Origin of the sequence: Celeribacter halophilus (assembly GCF_018860305.1) — a bacterium.
Classification (GTDB): Bacteria; Pseudomonadota; Alphaproteobacteria; order Rhodobacterales; family Rhodobacteraceae; genus Celeribacter; species Celeribacter halophilus_A.
Map to the genome: position 1 here is coordinate 780880 of NZ_JAHKPE010000031.1, position 18516 is coordinate 799395.

Annotated in this window: 19 protein-coding genes; 11 read left to right on the top strand and 8 right to left on the bottom strand. The window is 58.5% G+C overall.

What is annotated here, in order from left to right:
- Window positions 1-44 precede the first annotated feature (44 nt).
- Complete coding sequence (locus KO492_RS15650) at window positions 45-731, bottom strand: EF-hand domain-containing protein (RefSeq protein ID WP_216045784.1); 687 nt, start codon at window positions 729-731, stop codon at window positions 45-47.
- Between the two features lie 296 nt (window positions 732-1027).
- Between KO492_RS15650 and KO492_RS15655 the strand changes: the two genes are divergently transcribed.
- On the top strand, window positions 1028-1474 hold the full coding sequence (locus KO492_RS15655; protein ID WP_216045785.1) for a DUF983 domain-containing protein: 447 nt from the start codon (window positions 1028-1030) through the stop codon (window positions 1472-1474).
- Window positions 1475-1494: 20 nt separating this feature from the next.
- Here the strand turns inward: KO492_RS15655 and KO492_RS15660 are convergent, their stop codons facing one another.
- A complete protein-coding gene (locus tag KO492_RS15660) occupies window positions 1495-1959 on the bottom strand; it encodes a GNAT family N-acetyltransferase (RefSeq protein WP_216045786.1) in 465 nt (154 codons plus the stop codon).
- A 198-nt stretch (window positions 1960-2157) separates the two neighbouring features.
- Here KO492_RS15660 and KO492_RS15665 point away from each other — a divergent pair, with 198 nt between their 5' ends.
- Window positions 2158-3102 (top strand): isopenicillin N synthase family dioxygenase, encoded by a 945-nt coding sequence (locus KO492_RS15665; RefSeq protein WP_216045787.1) that lies wholly within the window; start codon window positions 2158-2160, stop codon window positions 3100-3102.
- A 101-nt stretch (window positions 3103-3203) separates the two neighbouring features.
- Here KO492_RS15665 and ppk2 read toward each other — a convergent pair whose 3' ends face one another.
- A complete protein-coding gene (ppk2, locus tag KO492_RS15670) occupies window positions 3204-4217 on the bottom strand; it encodes a polyphosphate kinase 2 (RefSeq protein ID WP_216045788.1) in 1014 nt (337 codons plus the stop codon).
- Window positions 4218-4401: 184 nt separating this feature from the next.
- Here ppk2 and parE point away from each other — a divergent pair, with 184 nt between their 5' ends.
- Window positions 4402-6357 carry a DNA topoisomerase IV subunit B gene (gene parE / locus KO492_RS15675; RefSeq protein ID WP_216045789.1) on the top strand — a complete coding sequence of 652 codons (1956 nt, stop codon included), beginning with the start codon at window positions 4402-4404 and terminating at the stop codon, window positions 6355-6357.
- Window positions 6358-6398: 41 nt separating this feature from the next.
- Here parE and KO492_RS15680 read toward each other — a convergent pair whose 3' ends face one another.
- Window positions 6399-7262: a BRCT domain-containing protein gene (locus KO492_RS15680; RefSeq protein WP_216045790.1), complete on the bottom strand. Its 864-nt coding sequence runs from the start codon at window positions 7260-7262 to the stop codon at window positions 6399-6401.
- A gap of 201 nt (window positions 7263-7463) precedes the next feature.
- On the opposite strand from KO492_RS15680, the gene KO492_RS15685 reads away from it, so the two are divergent.
- From KO492_RS15685 to KO492_RS15695, 3 genes are all read left to right on the top strand, one after another.
- Window positions 7464-7718, top strand: coding sequence for a hypothetical protein (locus KO492_RS15685; protein WP_216045791.1), 255 nt, complete (start codon window positions 7464-7466; stop codon window positions 7716-7718).
- A gap of 133 nt (window positions 7719-7851) precedes the next feature.
- Window positions 7852-7998: a hypothetical protein gene (locus KO492_RS15690; protein ID WP_216045792.1), complete on the top strand. Its 147-nt coding sequence runs from the start codon at window positions 7852-7854 to the stop codon at window positions 7996-7998.
- Between the two features lie 161 nt (window positions 7999-8159).
- A complete protein-coding gene (locus KO492_RS15695; protein WP_216045793.1) occupies window positions 8160-8408 on the top strand; it encodes a hypothetical protein in 249 nt (82 codons plus the stop codon).
- Between the two features lie 219 nt (window positions 8409-8627).
- Here KO492_RS15695 and KO492_RS15700 read toward each other — a convergent pair whose 3' ends face one another.
- The 4 genes from KO492_RS15700 to proS all read right to left on the bottom strand — a co-directional run bounded on the left by KO492_RS15700 (window position 8628) and on the right by proS (window position 12680).
- Window positions 8628-9308: an ABC transporter ATP-binding protein gene (locus KO492_RS15700; protein WP_216045794.1), complete on the bottom strand. Its 681-nt coding sequence runs from the start codon at window positions 9306-9308 to the stop codon at window positions 8628-8630.
- Entirely contained in the window at window positions 9301-10596 is a 1296-nt protein-coding gene (locus KO492_RS15705; RefSeq protein WP_216045795.1) for a lipoprotein-releasing ABC transporter permease subunit, read from the bottom strand. The genes KO492_RS15700 and KO492_RS15705 overlap by 8 nt, the downstream gene beginning before the upstream one ends.
- A 101-nt stretch (window positions 10597-10697) precedes the next feature.
- Window positions 10698-11204 (bottom strand): DUF2937 family protein, encoded by a 507-nt coding sequence (locus tag KO492_RS15710; RefSeq protein WP_216045796.1) that lies wholly within the window; start codon window positions 11202-11204, stop codon window positions 10698-10700.
- 138 nt (window positions 11205-11342) lie between these two features.
- A complete protein-coding gene (gene proS / locus KO492_RS15715) occupies window positions 11343-12680 on the bottom strand; it encodes a proline--tRNA ligase (RefSeq protein WP_216045797.1) in 1338 nt (445 codons plus the stop codon).
- A 171-nt stretch (window positions 12681-12851) separates the two neighbouring features.
- Between proS and KO492_RS15720 the strand changes: the two genes are divergently transcribed.
- From KO492_RS15720 to KO492_RS15740, 5 genes are all read left to right on the top strand, one after another.
- Entirely contained in the window at window positions 12852-13151 is a 300-nt protein-coding gene (locus tag KO492_RS15720; protein WP_216045798.1) for a hypothetical protein, read from the top strand.
- The gene (locus KO492_RS15725) at window positions 13144-14877 is read left to right on the top strand and encodes a methyl-accepting chemotaxis protein (RefSeq protein ID WP_216045799.1); all 1734 of its coding nucleotides are present in this window, start codon (window positions 13144-13146) and stop codon (window positions 14875-14877) included. The genes KO492_RS15720 and KO492_RS15725 overlap by 8 nt, the downstream gene beginning before the upstream one ends.
- A gap of 97 nt (window positions 14878-14974) precedes the next feature.
- Window positions 14975-16063 (top strand): AI-2E family transporter, encoded by a 1089-nt coding sequence (locus tag KO492_RS15730; RefSeq protein ID WP_216045800.1) that lies wholly within the window; start codon window positions 14975-14977, stop codon window positions 16061-16063.
- 3 nt (window positions 16064-16066) lie between these two features.
- Window positions 16067-16750, top strand: coding sequence for a DnaA ATPase domain-containing protein (locus tag KO492_RS15735; protein WP_216045801.1), 684 nt, complete (start codon window positions 16067-16069; stop codon window positions 16748-16750).
- A 209-nt stretch (window positions 16751-16959) separates the two neighbouring features.
- Window positions 16960-18513 (top strand): Ppx/GppA family phosphatase, encoded by a 1554-nt coding sequence (locus KO492_RS15740; RefSeq protein ID WP_216045802.1) that lies wholly within the window; start codon window positions 16960-16962, stop codon window positions 18511-18513.
- Window positions 18514-18516: the final 3 nt, after the last annotated feature.

Consider the following 18516-nt stretch of genomic DNA (forward strand, 5'->3'; position numbering starts at 1 on the left):
GCGAGATCGGGGACATTTGCCCCCGACCCGTGTTTTTAGCCGGTTCAGTCGGCAGCAGCCTCAGGTGCGGCTTCCGGAGCAGGCTCGGCCGGTGCGTCAGCCGGTGCGGCGGGCTGGCCTTTCATCGGCTTCGGCGGCATTTCACATCCACCGTCGCGACGCGGCATCATCCGGCCATCATCGCCCTTGCCAGCTTGACGCGGACCGTCATGACGCCCGTCGCGGTCTTGCATCCGCTCCATCATGTGACGTTTCATGGCGGTGATCTCTTCTTCGCTCAGCGCACCATCGTCGTCACGGTCCAGCCGGTCAAACATCTTGTCGCCGCCTTTGCGTTGCAACTCGTCCGCGCTCAGCACACCGTCGTCATTGGCGTCAAGCTTTTCGACCATCCCCGCAGCGCGGGCTTTCATCCGCTCCACACGTTTGGCTTCCTGATGCGCATAAAGCTCGTCGGCATCCACCGTGCCGTCACCATTGGTATCGACCTCGGCGAATTTCGCCGCTTTGAACGCGTCGATCTCTTCTTGCGTGATCTTGCCGTCGCCATCCGCATCCACAGCGGCAAAGTCGAACTCCGGCCCGAACGGCATCCCGCCAACACGCGGGCCGTTTTGTTGCATCTCGCCACGCGGACGCTCTTGCGCACCGTTGCCTGCGGCATAGGCGGCAAAGGAGCTACCCAGAACGGCGACCAAAGCGGCGGCGGAAATAAGTGTCTTACGTTTCATTTTATACCTCATATCGGTTACTCTTACGCGGGGCATCAAAGCTCCTCCTCCGCGCTTTCTATGGTTTATAAACGCACCCATTGCGGCTTTCCGTCGGTTCCAACGCAAATATCCCCCTTCACAGAGGCGTGATCCTTGGTCATGGTAGCGTCAACAGGAGGAGGAACAGGCCAAGCGGCTGCATGTGGCGCGACATCGCGCCGCAAGGACAATCCGCGCGACCGCAAAACATCACAGACAGGATAAACTCCGCCCGACTCCGCACGCACAAACCGCACGAAAGAGGCGATCCTCAAATGACTGAAACACATATAGACGCGCCGACAGAGAGCGTCCGCCCATCGCAAACCCCGCAGGCTGACGGAACCCGCGAGTTGCGCCCTGCCCTGTTGCGGGGCTGGAAACGCCGCTGCCCTGCCTGTGGCGGCGGCCCCATGCTCAAAAGCTATCTCAAAGTGCGCGACGAATGCCCTGTCTGCGGCGAAGACCTGCACCATCACCGCGCCGATGACGGGCCTGCCTATCTGACCATCCTCGTGGTCGGGCACCTCATGGCACCGCTTCTGGGCTGGGTCTTTGTCGAGTTCCGCCCCGATCCGCTGACATTGATCGCCATTTTCGCCACAGGCACGGTGGCCCTGTCGCTCTACCTCCTGCCACGGTTCAAGGGCATGATCGTGGCCTTTCAATGGGCCAAACGCATGCACGGCTTTGGCGAGACCGACGCGCCCGACAAGGACTGACCTCCCTCAAAGTCGCGCTCTCAAAGCCGCTTTTCGTAGTGGATACGCATATAACCGTCACTTTCTCCGCGATGGGTCTCTTTGTAGCCCAGTCGCGGATAAAGCACCTGCGGCCCAGCCATCACCGCATTGGTATAGACCCGCACAAGCCGCGCCCCCTCTGCGCGTGCGCCGCTTTCGACCTGCGTCACCAGACGCTTGGCAAGCCCCTGTCCGCGCGCGGCCTCGGAAACGGCCAGCACATCCAGCATGACCGCACCATCCTCCTCCGGATAGCTGTAGATCATCCCGCGCAGCTCCTCCCCCGCAACCGCAAGCCACACCCGCCCCGTCGCAACCAGCGCCGCATAGTCATAGAGCACAGGGGCCGGAGGCTTGCCGATCAGCGGCGTATACTGCGCGAAAGATGCGGCCACGAGGCGGGCAACTTCTCCCGCGTCACGCGTCTCTGCCGGACGCAGCTTGATCTGTGATGTGGTCTGCATGGGTCCGCTTGTGTCCCGCCTGAAAAATTCCGCGTCAAAAGGTGCGTCTGGAAATCGCATCTTTTCCGACCAGACAACAGATCACCCGCGCCTGCAATCCCCGCAACGCCTCCCGCAAACCCCTTGTGCGGGACCGGACGGATTGACAGGCCACGGCCCGACCCCTCTCATCGCGCAAAGACAACAGAAAGCCGCCAGATGACAGATTTCCCGCTTCTCGACCTTTCCGCCTTTCACGCCGCCGACCCTGAGGGGCGTGCCGAAATCGGGGCGGAAGTGGACCGCATCTGTCGCGAAACCGGCTTTCTCGCCGTCACCGGTCACGGCGTCCCCCAAGAGGTGATCGACGCGCTCTGGGCGCAAGCGCGCAGCTTCTTCGCGCAATCTCCCGAAGAAAAACACGCCGTTGCCCCCGTCTCCGGCGGGCCTTACGGCTATCTCGGGCCAGGCACCGAAGCCTTGGCAAAGTCCCGCGGCGAGGACACCCCGCCCGATCTCAAGGAAAGCTTCAATGGCGGACCCGCCGCCATTCCCGAGGGCGAAACCGATCCTGACGCGCTGGCCTTTTGCTATGCGCCGACGCCTTTTCCCGCCCTGTCCGGCTTCAAAGAAGCGTGGCGCAGCTATTATGCGGAGATGGAGGCGCTGGCCGCGCGGATCATGGAGGTCTTCGCCGTGGCGCTGGACCTGCCGCAAGACCATTTCGCGCCCTTCATCTCCACCCCGATTTCAGGGATGCGCGCGCTCAACTACCCCGCGCAGGACAGCGTGCCCGAAGAAAACCAGCTTCGCGCAGGGGCGCATACCGATTATGGATCGCTGACCATTCTTCTGCCCGAACCCGGTTCGCGCGGGCTGGAAATCCTGACGCCCGAAGGAGACTGGAAGGGCGTGCCACCGATTGACGGGGCTTTTGTCATCAATATCGGGGATCTCATGGCGCTCTGGACCGGTGGACGCTGGACCTCGACCCTGCACCGCGTTGTCACCCCGCCGGACTGGGCTACCAAACGGCGCATGTCGATTGCCTATTTCCATCAGCCGAACTGGCATGCGGAGGTCAAACCCCTCGCGGGCGGGGCCACGCAAAGCGTCATTTCCGGCCCCTATCTCATGCAGAAATTCGCCGCCGCAAATGGCTAGCGCCCTACGCGAAAGGTTTGCCGCAAAAGATTTGCGTAAAGATATGAAAAAAACCGCCCCGCCTCTTTGAAGGCAGGACGGGGCATGCACAGGATCAGATGTCAGGCCTTGCCGTTTTTGCCACGGCGGGCATCCGGATGCAGTGCGGTGCCAAGGATATGTTCGCTCTTATGCACCACATGGCCTGCATGTCCCACGATCAGCGGGTCCGGCTGGCCGACCACATCAAAATCCTTGTCCGGATAGTCGATCGTCGAAAGGAAGTGGCGCATACAGTTGATCCGCGCGCGTTTCTTGTCATTGGACTTGATGATCGTCCACGGCGCGTCAGCCGTATCAGTGTAGAAGAACATCGCCTCTTTCGCCTCGGTATAGTCGTCCCATTTGTCCAGAGACGCCTTGTCTATGGGCGAGAGTTTCCACTGTTTCAACGGGTCGGTTTCACGCGCTTTGAAGCGGCGTTGCTGTTCGGCCTGTGTCACGGAGAACCAGTATTTGTAGAGTTTGACCCCCGAACGCGTCAGCATCCGTTCAAATTCCGGCGTCTGGCGCATGAATTCGAGGTAGTCATTGGGCGTGCAGAAGCCCATGACCCGCTCCACACCGGCGCGGTTATACCAAGAGCGGTCATAGAGCACGAGTTCGCCATTGGTCGGCAGATGCTCGACATAGCGTTGGAAGAACCATTGCCCCTTTTCCCTGTCTGTCGGCTTGTTCAGCGCCACAACGCGGGCATGACGCGGGTTGAGATGCTCCATAAAGCGTTTGATCGTGCCGCCTTTGCCCGCTGCATCGCGCCCTTCGAACAGAAGGACGAATTTCTCGCCTGCCTCCTGCGCCCAGAGCTGCGCCTTGAGCAATTCGGCCTGAAGCGCGACCTTTTCGGCCTCGTATTCGCGGCGGGTCATCTTTTTGCGGTAGGGATATTTGCCGCTCTCGAAAGCATCGCGGATTTTGTCCGGCGTCACGGTCGGAAAGTTCTTCGGCCCGCCATGCAGATCGGTGCCCTGCGCCGCATCCGAGGCGGCAACGGCGGGTTTGGGTTCCGATGTCACCCCCGCCACAGGTTTGGCAGCAGAAGTCGTATTGGCGGCAGGCTTCGGAATCGTCGTCATGCGAACATATCTCCAGTGTTTTGGTAAAATTGTGCGTTTGTCACCCGAATGTTACATGAAAATCCTTCGCCTTTCTTTGATCTGGGGCAAGGTTTTCCCTCCTTTACCGCTACCGCTTGCGCCTTTTGGTCTCGGATGGTCTAATCCTTGTTCAAACGAGAACAGTCCGAGAATCGAGCGAACCATGTCCGACGACCTCCTAGGCACCGGCCCTGACACCTATGACGCATCCTCCATCGAAGTGCTCGAAGGGTTGGAACCCGTCCGCAAACGCCCCGGTATGTATATCGGCGGCACCGACGAGCGTGCGCTGCATCACCTTGTGGCCGAAATCATCGACAACTCGATGGACGAAGCCGTCGCAGGCCACGCCAACCGCATCGAACTGACGCTGCATGCCGATTATTCCGTCACCGTCACCGATAACGGACGCGGCATCCCGATTGATCCGCACCCGAAATTCCCCGGCAAATCCGCACTCGAAGTCATCCTGTGCACACTCCACGCGGGCGGCAAATTCTCCGGCAAGGCCTACCAGACCTCCGGCGGGCTTCACGGGGTGGGCTCCTCCGTGGTCAACGCGCTCTCTGATTCCATGGTCGTGCAGGTCGCCAAGAACAAGGAACTGTTCGAACAGCGATTCTCCCGCGGCATCCCGCAAGGCCCCGTCGAAAAGATCGGCGCCGCCCCCAACCGGCGCGGCACATCCGTGACCTTCCACGCCGATGAACAGATCTTCGGCAAACACCGCTTCAAACCCAAACGCCTCTTCACACTGGCGCGGTCCAAAGCCTACCTCTTCTCCGGCGTCGAAATCCGCTGGAAAACCGAAATCGAGGACGGCGAAACACCGACCGAGGCCACCTTCCACTTCCCCGGCGGTCTGGCCGACTACCTGACCGAAACGCTGGGCACCGTGACCACCTATTCCGAACGCCCCTTCGCAGGCACCGTCGAATTCCAGCCGCGCTTCGGCGTGCCCGGCAAGGTCGAATGGGCGATCAACTGGACCCCCTCGCGCGACGGGTTCATCCAGTCCTACTGTAACACCGTGCCAACCCCCGAAGGCGGCACCCACGAAGCCGGTTTCTGGGCCGCCGTGCTCAAAGGCGTGAAGGCCTACGGCGAACTCGTCGGCAACAAAAAAGCCAAGGACATCACCCGCGACGACCTCATCACAGGCGGCTGCGCACTGGTCTCCTGCTTTATCTCCGACCCCGAATTCGTCGGCCAGACCAAAGACCGCCTCGCCACCTCCGAAGCCGCACGCCTCGTGGAAAACTCCGTGCGCGACCACTTCGACAACTGGCTCGCCGCCGACACGAAATCCGCAGGCGCCATCCTCGACTTCCTCGTGCTGCGCGCCGAAGAACGCCTGCGCCGCCGTCAGGAAAAAGAAACCCAACGGAAATCCGCAACCAAGAAACTGCGCCTTCCGGGCAAGCTCACCGACTGCACATCCAAAGACCGCTCCAACACCGAACTCTTCATCGTGGAGGGCGACTCGGCGGGTGGTTCGGCCAAGGGCGCACGCAAACGCGAAACCCAAGCCCTGCTGCCGCTCAAAGGTAAAATCCTCAACGTGCTGGGCGCGGCCTCGAACAAGCTCACCTCCAATCAGGAAATCAGCGACCTCTGCGAAGCTCTGGGCGTCGGCATGGGCACGCGCTTCAACGTCGAAGACCTACGCTATGAACGCATCATCATCATGACCGATGCGGACGTGGACGGGGCACATATCGCCTCGCTGCTCATGACATTCTTCTACACCCAGATGCGCCCCCTCATTGACCAAGGCCACCTCTACCTCGCCTGCCCGCCGCTCTACCGCCTGACGCAGGGCGCGAAACGGGTCTATTGCCTCGACGAAAAAGAGCGCGACGAATGGTTGGAGAAAGGCCTCGGTGGCAAAGGCAAAATCGACGTGAGCCGGTTCAAGGGTCTTGGCGAAATGGATGCCAAGGATCTGAAAGAAACCACGATGAACCCCGAAACCCGCAAACTGATCCGCGTGACGATTGACGAGGACGAACCGGGGGAAACGGCGGATCTGGTCGAGCGTTTGATGGGGAAAAAACCGGAATTGCGGTTCCAGTATATTCAGGCGAATGCGAAATTTGTCGAGGAATTGGATGTGTAGGAGGGTTCACGCAAACAGGTTTGCGTGAAGGGGGGGGGGGCCTACAGATTGAGGATTTTCAACAACTGAAATTCCGACACAAATCTTGGTCGCCCCAACTCCTCGCGCAGTTTGATCGCCTTAATAATCTTTGTGCCCTTATGAGTTTGCACCCAATCCCTCGAAGCTTCCGATGCCACTACAACAAAATCGGTTTTTTTACTTGGTGATTTCGCAACAATCCCGCCGTTTTCTATAATCGCTTCTTCGATAATCCGGCGTGGCGATATGGAAAAATTGCCCGTTAATACAAAACTTGTCCCGTCCTCGATCAGTTCAATTTTTTCCTCTTCAAAAACAGGAACTGAACCAAGAGCCGACACGCCCGTATCCGCATAGCTATCGCCTACTATCCGAGTAATTGAAGCACAAATGGCGGATGATTCAATGGGATCAATTTCACCATCTTCTAAGGCATCCAAACAACAAGACACGACTGCCCGAACTCCGATGTCGTTCAATACAGAAGGAAACTCATTCGCAAATGCAATGACTTGCTGTGCCTCAAGTAATGTAATTCGATCATCACATGCAATTGCTGCGCTGAAGCCTAGAAAACGGTTCAAGGCACTTCGCTCACACTCCAAGTCAATTTCACGCAACCGATATTCAATTGCGTCTGCAAGACTCGCCGCTTCCAAAATATCCGCCTTAAAGTCTTCAACGATTTCAAAAGCGTCTTCATCTCCAACATTTTCAACAAATTCAACACACTGAAGTAGAAGCGGCTCCACCTCACCAGCTTCTATATCTCCACTTGCTAAAATCCCTTCTAAGAAGCCCGTGAAATAACAAAAGTATTTTTTGTCATTGGCTTTACGATGAATGGCGCCAAGCTCAGGGCCTCCGACTTCATAATCATTCATGATAAATTTCCCTAGCAGTTATGCCGAAATGAAAACTTAGCAAAACCAATCTGTCAACTCTAAGCGATCCACATCTTGGCCACAGCTACCAAGCCGCAAGAGCATCCAACACAAAGGGATCGGCACGGGGAAATTCCCCACCTCATTGCCGGAACGCACAGGGACCGCTAGGTTGCTTTTGATCCAAGCAGCGAGCCACCCATGCGCATTCTCTTTTTCCTCTGCCTTGTCGCCTTCATCACCGCTCTGCTGTGGTATGTCGGTATTCAAGGCTATGCCTGTGGCTTCTCCCCGACGGGCAGCACCAACTGTCCGCTGCGGAAGCCTTGGGAATTGAGCGACGAGGATTTCAACGTGATCGCCGTGCCTGTCATCATCACGGGTCTCGCCCTGATCGCGAGCGGTTACGCCGCCTTTTTCCGCGCATCCCCCGAGTCCGAAACCTCGGACGACTGACCTACGGTCACGCCCCACATCACGCCTCCCCATCACGGCCCTGTCACCCCCGAACACATCCCCGTGCGCGGGCTTGTTGTGGCGGGGCCTTGTGCTTTTATCCAATCCAATCGCACAAAAGGGAGACAGAACCATGCAGAATTTCTTCAAATCACTCGCCCTCACCATCGCCGCCCTGATGGCCTCTCCGGCGCTGGCGGAGTCGGATGATCCTCTGCATACGCCGCAGGTCACGGCGAACCAGACCACGACAACGGCCTCTGCCAAACTGCCCAAATAACCCGCCAATACCACGCAGGCGCGCCCTGAATGATCGGGGAAGCCTTGGGGACAGCATCACATTCGGCAAAAATCTGCCGAAACATGCTGTCCCGTCTCCCTCATGCGACGGAAACGCGCCGCTGCGCCGTGCAAATTCCACGATCGTAACAGGAGGCAATCATGCACAGATCGAAACTTACCACCCGTTCCACTCTTGCTGGCTGCGTCGCTCTTGTCCTGGCCACACCGGCTATCGCGCGCGACCCCGTGGTGCCTGCGCCCGCGCCTGCGCCGACGCCTGTGGTCGTCACCCCTGCCCCCGCACCGGCGGCACCTGTGGCCGCACCCCAGCCGCGCGGCAACGGTATTCTGGAAGCGGTCTTGGCCGTTGCAGCGGTCGGTTTGCTTGTGGGCGCTGCGCATAAATAAACCGCGCCTCACGGCCTGTCCGCCCGCAGGTGGGCAGGTCCGCTTTCGGGCTTATCGTTTCGGCTTACCTTGTCAGCTTGCAGGGCGAAATATTGGCGGCAGGCGCGCCGGATTTTTTGCCCGACAGCTATCCGACACAAGTCCGACATAAAGCCGACGGGTCGTGCGTAGCCTTCGGGTGCCCGTCGCATCCGGCCTCAACAGGGGTGTCGTGCGGGCCTAAACGGGGACGATCCGCCCCGCATCCAGCCGCACCACACGGTCCATTTTTGCAGCAAGTTCAAGGTTATGCGTGGCAATCAGCGCCGACAGCCCCTCGTCACGCACCAGCCCCATCAGCACGTCGAACACCAGCGCCGAGGTTTCCGGATCAAGGTTCCCCGTTGGTTCATCCGCCAGCAAAAGCCCCGGACGATTCGCCAAAGCCCGACAAAACGCCACCCGCTGCTGTTCGCCCCCCGACAGCGCCGAAGGCCGGTGCTGTGCGCGTTTTCCAACGCCGACTTTGTCGAGCAATTTCAAAGCCCTATCGGCGGCCTCCGCTTCAGGCACGGCATTGGCAAGCTGGGGTAGAACCACGTTATCGAGCGCGGTGAATTCCGGCAGAAGATGGTGGAATTGATAGATAAAACCGACCCCCGCACGCCGCATCGCCGTGCGCGGCCTGTCACCGAGACCCGTCATATCCTGCCCCGCGATTTGCACGGTCCCGCCATCGGGCAAGTCCAGCAAACCCGCGATGTGCAAAAGCGTGGACTTCCCCGCTCCCGAAGGTGCGATCAGCCCGACGATTTCGCCTTTTGAAACAGTCAGATCGACGCCGCGAAGCACTTCGACCTCGTTGGGTTTTCCGGCGTTATAGGTTTTAGTGACGCCCGACAGGGACAACATCTCACTCATAGCGCAGCGCCTCCACAGGGTTCATCCGCGCCGCACGCCGCGCCGGAAAAATCGTCACAACAAAAGAGAGCCCCAGCGAGAGCGACACAGCCTTGAGAATATCGACCCCGCGCAGCTCGGCAGGCAGTTCATAGATGCCGCGGATCGACGGATCCCACGCCCCGCCACCGTTGAGCCAGTTCACAAAGCTCAGCACCTGATCGATATAGGTCGCGAACAAGGCTCCGAGGATCACGCCAAAGAGCGTGCCCAACACGCCGGTAATCGCGCCGCAGATGAAAAACACCCGCAGAATGGAGCCTTCGGTGAGGCCGATGGTGCGCAGGATGCCGATGTCTCGGCCCTTGTTTTTAACCAACATAATAAGGCCGGAAACGATGTTCATCGCGGCGATCAGAACCAGCACCGACAGGATGACAAACATCACATTATCCTCGATGTCGAGAGCCCGAAGGAACGAACCGGACGCATCCCGCCATGTCCAGATCATGCCGCGCTCACCCACCGCTTGCAAAAGCGTGATGGCCATATCATCGACTGCTTCGGGATGCTCGACCATGACCTCGATTTCATCAGCCGTTCCCGCGCGGTTGAAAAAGGTCTGCGCCTCTGAAAATGGCAGATAAGCCCTTGTTTTATCGATGTCATAACGGCCGGCGGAAAAGACATAGACAACTTCGAAAGACGACACGCGCGGGCTTGTGCCGAATGCGGTTTTGGCGCCGTCGGGGGAGATGATTTTGATCTTGTCCCCCACGGTCACACCCAAGTCCCGCGCCACGCCGGAGCCAATGGCGATGCCTTCGGAAAACCGTGTCACGTCGCCCCAGTGCTGATCGGGCGTGATCGCCACACGCGGAATGGTCATCAGGTCTTCCGGCGCGATACCATAGACTTCGATCCCCGCATTGGTACCCCGTGAGCTTGCCATCACCTGTCCGCGCACCAAGGGCGCCGCCCGAGTCACTCCGGGCACGGCCCGCAGTTTCTCGGCCCAGCCCTCATAGTCCGCAATTTTGCGCGAAGTGGTGCCCTCCTCGGTGACATAGATCGAGGAATACACCGTCACATGCGCATTGGACCCGAGGATTGTATCGACAAATTCGCTACGAAACCCTGTGCGCACGGCCAGCGTGATAATCAGCGCCGCAACAGCCAGCGTAATCCCGATCAGGGAAATCCATGTCATGACAGACACGCCGCCCTCTTCGCGGCGCGCGCGCAGATAGGCAAAGGCGATTTTCCACTCGAAGCGGGAAAAGGGCTTGGTCGTTTTGGCCGCGTCCACGGGGAACTCCTCACAGGTTTGCCAGACAAAACCCTTTGCCGCACGAAAGGTCAAGCACCGCCACCGGTCTCCCCTGTTGAAAGCGGCGTGAGGATTGCGGATTAAAACGTGAGGCCCGACTTGGACTTGCGCCGTTTGAAGGGCCACGCCAGAAGCGCCAGAAGTGCGGAGACCGCCAGCCATCCGCCGAGATAGCCCACCAGCGCCGAAATCGCGCCCTCAACCGACAGTGGAAGGGCGGGACGGAACTCCTCGTAAGTTGCCCGCGCCAAAGTAGTATCCGTGACACGATGAGGCATGGTCAGACGCTCCAGAGGCGAGGCATCCTGCAAGGCAGACAGATCGTCAGAAAGCCGCGCATGGCGTTCGATGGTGTCGCGCATGTCGCGCCTGCGGTTCTCCAGAAACACCGATCCGCCCATAGAGGCCAGCGCCTCTTCACGGGTCATCTCCGCCTTTTGCGCGGACGCATCGAAATCGGCCAGCACGGTTTCCAGCGCTTCAACCTGACCGCCGAGGCGTTGTGTGTATTGCTGGGTAAACTCTGGAAACTGGGAAACAACGGCAGCCCCCAACAGGCCGCCTGTAAGGGCAAGTGCTCTCAACATATCTGCCTCTTTTCCGTCTTGTGCGGATTTCTTTGGCCAGAGGCTAAAAGGATTCGGGGGCGGGATACAAACACCCCGCCCCCACAAATTTGAATTGTCGCGACTTCTTGCCGATCAGGCAAGTCGCAACAGCCGGAGTTACAAATCCGCGTAGATTTTCGCGATTTTCTCGACGGCCAGTTCCGGCGTCATTTCTTCGCTCTCGCCTGTGCGGCGCGATGTGACTTCGACCACACCGTTTTTGAGCCCGCGCGGACCAACGGTGATGCGCCACGGCAGACCGATCAGGTCCATCGTCGCAAATTTGCCGCCTGCGCGTTCTTTGCGGTCGTCATAAAGCGGCTCAAGCCCAAGTGCCTCAAAGGATTTATAGAGCGCTTCACAGGCGGCATCGGCTTCCTCGTCCCCTTGTTTCAGGTTGACGATTCCCACGTGGAACGGCGTCACACCTTCCGGCCAGATGATGCCTTTATCATCATGCGAAGCCTCGATGATCGCCCCCAGAAGACGCGAGACACCGATGCCGTGCGAGCCCATATGCACAGGCGTCGACTTGCCATCCGGCCCTTGCACGGTTGCCCCCATGGCTTCAGAATATTTCGTGCCAAAGTAGAAGATCTGGCCCACCTCGATCCCGCGCGCGCTACGGCGGCGTTCCTCGGGAACTTCGGCGAAAACCGCCTCGTCATGGGTTTCATCCGTGCGAGCATAGCGCGAGGTGAACTCTTCGAGCACCGCCTGACATTGCTCCACATTATCGTAATCGATCTCGCGGTCGCCGAATTTCAGATCGGTGATCTCGCTGTCGTAGAAGACTTCGGATTCGCCCGTATCGGCCAGCACAAGGAATTCATGGGTATAATCCCCACCAATCGGACCGCCATCCGCGCGCATCGGGATCGCCTGAAGCCCCATCCGCTCATAGGTGCGCAGATAGGAGACAAGGTGGCGATTATAGGCGTGCAACGCGTCTTCTTTCGTCAGATCGAAGTTGTAGCCGTCCTTCATATAGAATTCACGGCCACGCATCACACCGAAACGGGGGCGGATCTCGTCGCGGAACTTCCACTGGATATGATAGAGCGTCAGGGGCAAATCTTTGTAAGATTTGACATAAGAGCGGAAGATATCGGTGATCATCTCCTCGTTTGTCGGACCATAGAGCATATCGCGCCCGTGACGATCCGTGATGCGCAACATCTCTTCGCCATAATCGTCATACCGCCCGCTTTCGCGCCAGAGATCGGCCGATTGCAGCGTCGGCATCAAAAGCGGGATATGCCCCGCGCGCTGCTGTTCCTCGTGAACGATATTCTCGATATTCTTGAGAACTTTATAGCCCAGCGGCAACCACGAGTAGATCCCCGCAGCCTGCTGACGGATCATACCGGCCCGCAGCATCAGACGGTGCGACGCGATCTGTGCCTCGGACGGGGTCTCTTTCAAAACCGGAAGAAAATAACGCGACAAACGCATGCGGGAAGCCCTCGAATGATCAGTGTTTGCATCGGTCTAAGCGATCCCTGTGGGTCAGACAAGAGAACCCGCCCCTGATCTGCAACTTCTTCGACCGATTAAGCGAACTTAAAGGAATTATCGCTAGGAAGGAGCCATCACAAGCCACACCAACGCAAGGTCGACACCCGAATGCAGCATATATTTTCTGTCATAGCGACGGTCCTCGCCTTTGGTCTGACACTCGTCACAGTGCTCAGCGGCCCTGTCCGTGGCGAAACCCCGACACTCGCAATCATTCCACCATGGGAAGATGCGGATCAAATGCTGGCGCGGGTCGGCCTCACGCGGATCGGCCCGCTTCGTGCCCCCTTCGGCACTTTGGTCGACACACGATCGGAGGCCGACCTTATCGCACTCTCCCACGCGGGCGTATGGTTCGTCCTTGATGGTTCAAAAATTGCTCAGCTTTGCGGAATTGAAAATGTCTAACCCTTCTCAAGAACTTTCCACCATTCAAAACGAAGCCACAGGCATTCTGTCAAAAGCAAATGTTGGCTTCAGCCTTGCCATGATTGCCATGATTGCCATCGCGCAAGGTGACCTCACCACCGCGGTGATCGGGGGCGGCATCTTCGCCGCACTTGGCCTCATCGCATCACGGCTGAAACCAAGTGCCGCACATATTCTGACCGCTCAAGCCATGGTCGGAACCGCCATTACATGCAATGCGGCCTTGATCGGCAATCCGCTGCAAATCGACAGTCACATGTTGTATTTTGCCGTGCTCGCCATGATCAGCCTGATGACAAGCCTACGCGCCCTTATCATCTCGGCGGGCACCATTGCCGTGCATCACCTTGTTCTGACATTTGCCATGCCAGCGCTCGTTTATCCTTCGACCGATCTCTGGTTCAACATCGAGCGCACCACATTCCATGCTGTCATCGTCGTGCTCGAATCCATCGCTCTTTTCTATATGATCCTGAAGCGCTGGCAAGGCAGCGAGTTGACCGCCCGCAAGACGGAAGAAGCCCTGCAAGCCGCCGACGAGGCCAAAGCCGCCATGGCCTCCGCGCAGCAGGAAAAACAACGCGCCGAAGAAGCTTTGGCACAGGCCCGCGAATCCTCCGCACAAGCCGAAGCTGCCGGTCGCGCTGCAGAAGAGGCCCTACATGAAAACGAACTTGCCCGACAGGAGCGCGAAAAGCTTCAGGCACAAAACGATCAGGCCCGGGAAAAGCACGATCAGGCGTTGCAACACCTCCTCACGGTCTTCGAGCTTCATCTCGACCAATTGTCATCGGGGGATTTGAGCACACGGATCACCGAGGCCCTCGACCCTGCCTATGTCGGCCTCAAGGACAGTTTCAACAGCGCCACAGAAAAGTTGGCGGCGGCCATCCATGACGTGCGCGAACATTCCTGCGATATTCAAACCCAGTCGCGCGAAATCTCCACTTCCGCGAATGACCTTTCCGCCCGAACAGAACGTCAGGCCGCCACATTGACTGAAATTGCCCATGCCGTAGAGGATCTGACAAAGGCGCTTCATTCCGTCGCCTCCGAATCCTCCGACGCGCAAACGCTTGCGGAGGCCACCTCCAAAGAAGCCGCGGACAGCTCTGTTATCATGGAGCAGGCTGTTGATGCCATGAGTGGTCTGGAAAACAGCTCGCATGAGATCAACAAAATCACCTCCGTGATTGATGACATCGCGTTCCAGACCAACCTTCTAGCCCTCAATGCCGGCGTCGAGGCCGCCCGTGCGGGAGATGCCGGACGTGGTTTCGCTGTCGTTGCTTCCGAGGTGCGCGCTCTGGCGCAACGCTCCTCGGATGCCGCTCGGGAAATCAATCAGCTTATCGCCCGCTCCAACCAACAGGTTCAGGACGGTGTCGATCTCGTCAAACGGACCGGAGACGCTTTGAGTGGCATTAAGGCCTCTGTCGACAAAATTACGCGTCGCCTGCAATCCTCCGCAGAAGCCACACGCGACCAGTCGCAGAACCTCTCCAATGTGAACCACTCCATCTCGGAACTCGAAAGCGTCACCCAACAAAATGCGGCCATGTTCGAACAGACCACCGCCGCCAACAAGCTTCTGTCCGAAGGCGCGCGCGCATTAAGCGAGATGGTTCAGACCTTTGTCACAACCCCGCATGAAACCTCTGAGGAACAGGACGGATACGACCAAAGTTTTTCAGCAGCAGGGTAACGGCACAGAGAAACCGCCCTTCTGGCACAGAAGACGACACTTCCCCTTGAAACCCATATCGTGACAGGCGATATGGGGACAAAGGCGAAAGGGCGATATGGCATTACCGGTCCGCGATCAGATGAAATACTGGGGGATCGCTGCGGCGGTCTTCTTTGCGCTTTTGTGGTTTTTGGGCGATATCATTCTGCCCTTTGTCCTCAGCATGGCTGTCGCATATATGCTCGACCCTGTGGCAGACAAGCTTGAGAGCTGGGGCCTGAACCGTATCGCGGCAACCGTTGTGATCACGATTGTTGCGGCCATTCTTTTCGTTGTGATTGCCTTGCTCGTCCTTCCGACACTGGTCAAACAAGCCACCGAACTGGTCAATATTGCACCGGAGTTGATCGACAACCTGCAAACCTTCCTGATGGCAAAGTTTCCGGTCCTACTTGATGAAGGCAGCCAGCTTCGCCAGACACTCGCACAAATCGGCGAGACCATTCAGTCCAAAGGCGGCGAATTGCTCTCTGGTGCCATAGCCTCCGCCATGAGCCTGTTCAACGTCGTGATGCTTCTGGTGCTCGTCCCTGTCATCACCTTCTACCTGTTGATGGATTGGGACCGCATGGTGGCCCGCATTGACGCATTGCTGCCGCGTGACCACGCGCCAGTCATTCGCCGCCTGTCTTCGGACATTGACCGAACACTGGCGTCCTTCATCCGCGGTCAAGGGACGGTCTGTCTCATCCTCGGCACGTTTTATGCCGCCGGTCTCATGCTCGTCGGCCTCAAATTCGGCCTCGTGGCAGGTGCCATCGCCGGTGCGTTAACCTTCATTCCTTATGTGGGCGCCATAGTTGGCGGCACCCTGTCAATCGGGCTGGCGCTTTTCCAGTTCTGGGGCGAATGGCAGTGGATCGCAGCCGTCGTCGGCATCTTTGCCATCGGCCAGTTTTTCGAGGGCAACATCCTGACCCCGAATCTTGTCGGCTCCTCCATCGGGCTGCATCCGGTCTGGCTGATCTTTGCGCTATCGGCCTTCGGCTCCACGTTCGGCTTTGTCGGCATGCTCGTCGCCGTCCCGATCACCGCAGCCCTCGGTGTCCTCGTCCGGTTCGGCCTTGAACAATATCGCGACAGCCTCCTCTATCGCGGACAGAGCGCTGATACGTCCCATCCGCAGGACACCCCTGAAAGCTGACCTATGTCCGAACAGCTCATCCTTGACCTTCCCACCCGCCAAGTGCTGGGGCGTGACGCTTTTTTCGTCTCGCCCTCAAATGCCGTAGCGCTGGCAACGCTTGATGCAGTCGACACATGGCCCTCCGGAAAGCTGGTGCTTGTCGGCCCTTCTGGGTCGGGGAAAACGCATATGGCGCATGTGTTTGCCGCCGAACACGACGCAGCAATCCTGCCCGCAGCAGACCTCACATCGGCAAATATTCCGGAACTGGCCGCGCGTCGGTTTGTCGTCGTCGAAGATGTCGACGACCTGCCTGAGCTCGCCAATTCCCGCGAGGCGGAGAACGCATTGTTCCATTTGCACAACCTCACCCTAGCCGAGGGCGGCCGTCTTCTGATCACCGCCGAAACACCGCCCAATCACTGGTCCCTGACCCTGCCCGATCTGGCCTCCCGCATGCAAGGCACGACCGTGACCCGCATCGACCCGCCTGACGATATGCTGCTCACCGCCATGCTCGTCAAACAATTCGAAGATCGCCAGATCAAAGTCCCCGTCGCCCTTATTCCGTGGCTTGTCAAACGTATGGAGCGCTCCGCCGCCTCCGCGCGCGATCTCGTCGAAGCACTTGACCGCGAAGCCCTGCGCGCGGGCAAACCGATTTCCCGCAGCCTTGCCCAAAGCCTGTTCCCGCCGGAAGACTGAGGCAAAGAAACCCCATTCTGACACATAGCGTTCCATGCAATTGACGAAGCCAGAGCCATTTGGCACTGTCGCCCCGAACCCGAAGCGTTTCTCTAATCTGTGAGGCGCTCACTTGTGAGAAAGACAGCGACAGCCATGCAGTTTGGAGTGGGTTTTTGTCAAATCCGAAACAGCTTCATCAGCGAACGCTCTAAGGGAAGAACATCGACATGACCGAACTTGCGCAAACCGCGACGGGACAACCGGATTGGGGCGTGTTCGGCCGCCCGCTGTTTCTCGACGAGGAGGCCCGCGCCCTGTCGCGTGTGGGTGTGGTCGATGTGGGATCGAACTCTGTCCGGCTTGTCGTCTTTGATGGCGCGGCACGCAGCCCGGCTTATTTCTACAACGAAAAGATCATGTGCGGGCTGGGCGCAGGGCTGCGGGAAACCGGACGGCTCAACCCCGAGGGCAAAAAACGTGCCCTGTCTGCGATCCGGAGGTTTCAGAAACTGGCACAGGGCATGGGTATCCCACCCCTGACCGCTGTGGCAACTGCGGCGGTGCGCGAAGCTCAGGACGGACCAGCGTTTCGCGAAGAAATCGAACGGGAAACAGGCCTCAGCCTTTGGGTGATTGACGGCGAAGAGGAAGCGCGGCTTTCGGCACAGGGGGTGTTGCTTGGCTGGCCGGAGGCGAACGGGCTTGTCTGCGATATTGGCGGGTCTTCAATGGAACTCGCGGTCGTGTCGCACGGCGAAGTTGGCAAACGCGTCACCTCCCCCTTGGGGCCTCTGAAACTTCAGGGGCTGAAAGGCGGGCGCAAGGGGCTCAAGGACCATATCGCGCCAATCATGAAAGACCTCGCCGAGACCATGGGCACGGATCACCCGCGCATTTACCTTGTCGGCGGCTCATGGCGGGCGATTGCGCGGATCGATATGGAGCGGCGCAACTATCCCCTGCATGTGCTGCATGAATACCGGATGTCGAGCCGGTCCGTGACCGACACGATCAAGTTCATTCGCAATAGCGACATGGGGAAACTGCGGGCAAAAACGGGGACATCCTCGACACGCATGGCGCTGGTCCCGATTGCCTCCGAAGTGCTGCGCCAACTGGTGCGCACCTTTCATCCGAAAGAGATTTGCGTCTCTTCCTATGGCATCCGCGAGGGGCTTTTGTATGAGCAAATGCCGCAAACGGTGCGCGAGAGAGACCCGTTGATCGAGGCCTGCCGATTCTCGGAAATGAAAGACGCGCGCATTCCGGGCTTTGGCAAACAGTTGCATGCCTTTATCGAGCCGATGTTCCGCGCGCGCCAATATGAGAAAATGCGGCTCATCCGTGCGGCCTGTCTCCTACATGACGTGACATGGCGGGCCCATCCCGACTACCGCGCCGAGGTCTGTTTCGACAATGCCACGCGGGCCAATCTGGGCGGACTAAACCATAAAGAGCGGATCTTCCTCGGCCTTGCGCTTTTGCACCGGTACAAGAATTCCCGTGACAACACGCCCTTTGCCGACCTGATCGACATGCTGTCGGACAAAGAAATCCGCGACGCCGAAGTTCTGGGCAAGGCCATGCGGTTCGGCGCGATGTTTGCCGTGGATGTGCCGACGAATATGGCGAAACTGACCTATTATCCGAAGAAAAAAGAACTCGTTCTGACACTACGCCCCGAAGCCGAAGACCTGTTTGGCGAGGTTACGAAGGCGCGGTTTCAGTCCTTGGCCAACAGTCTCGGCGCGAAAACCGAAGTGCGCCACCTCAAAGGTTAATCG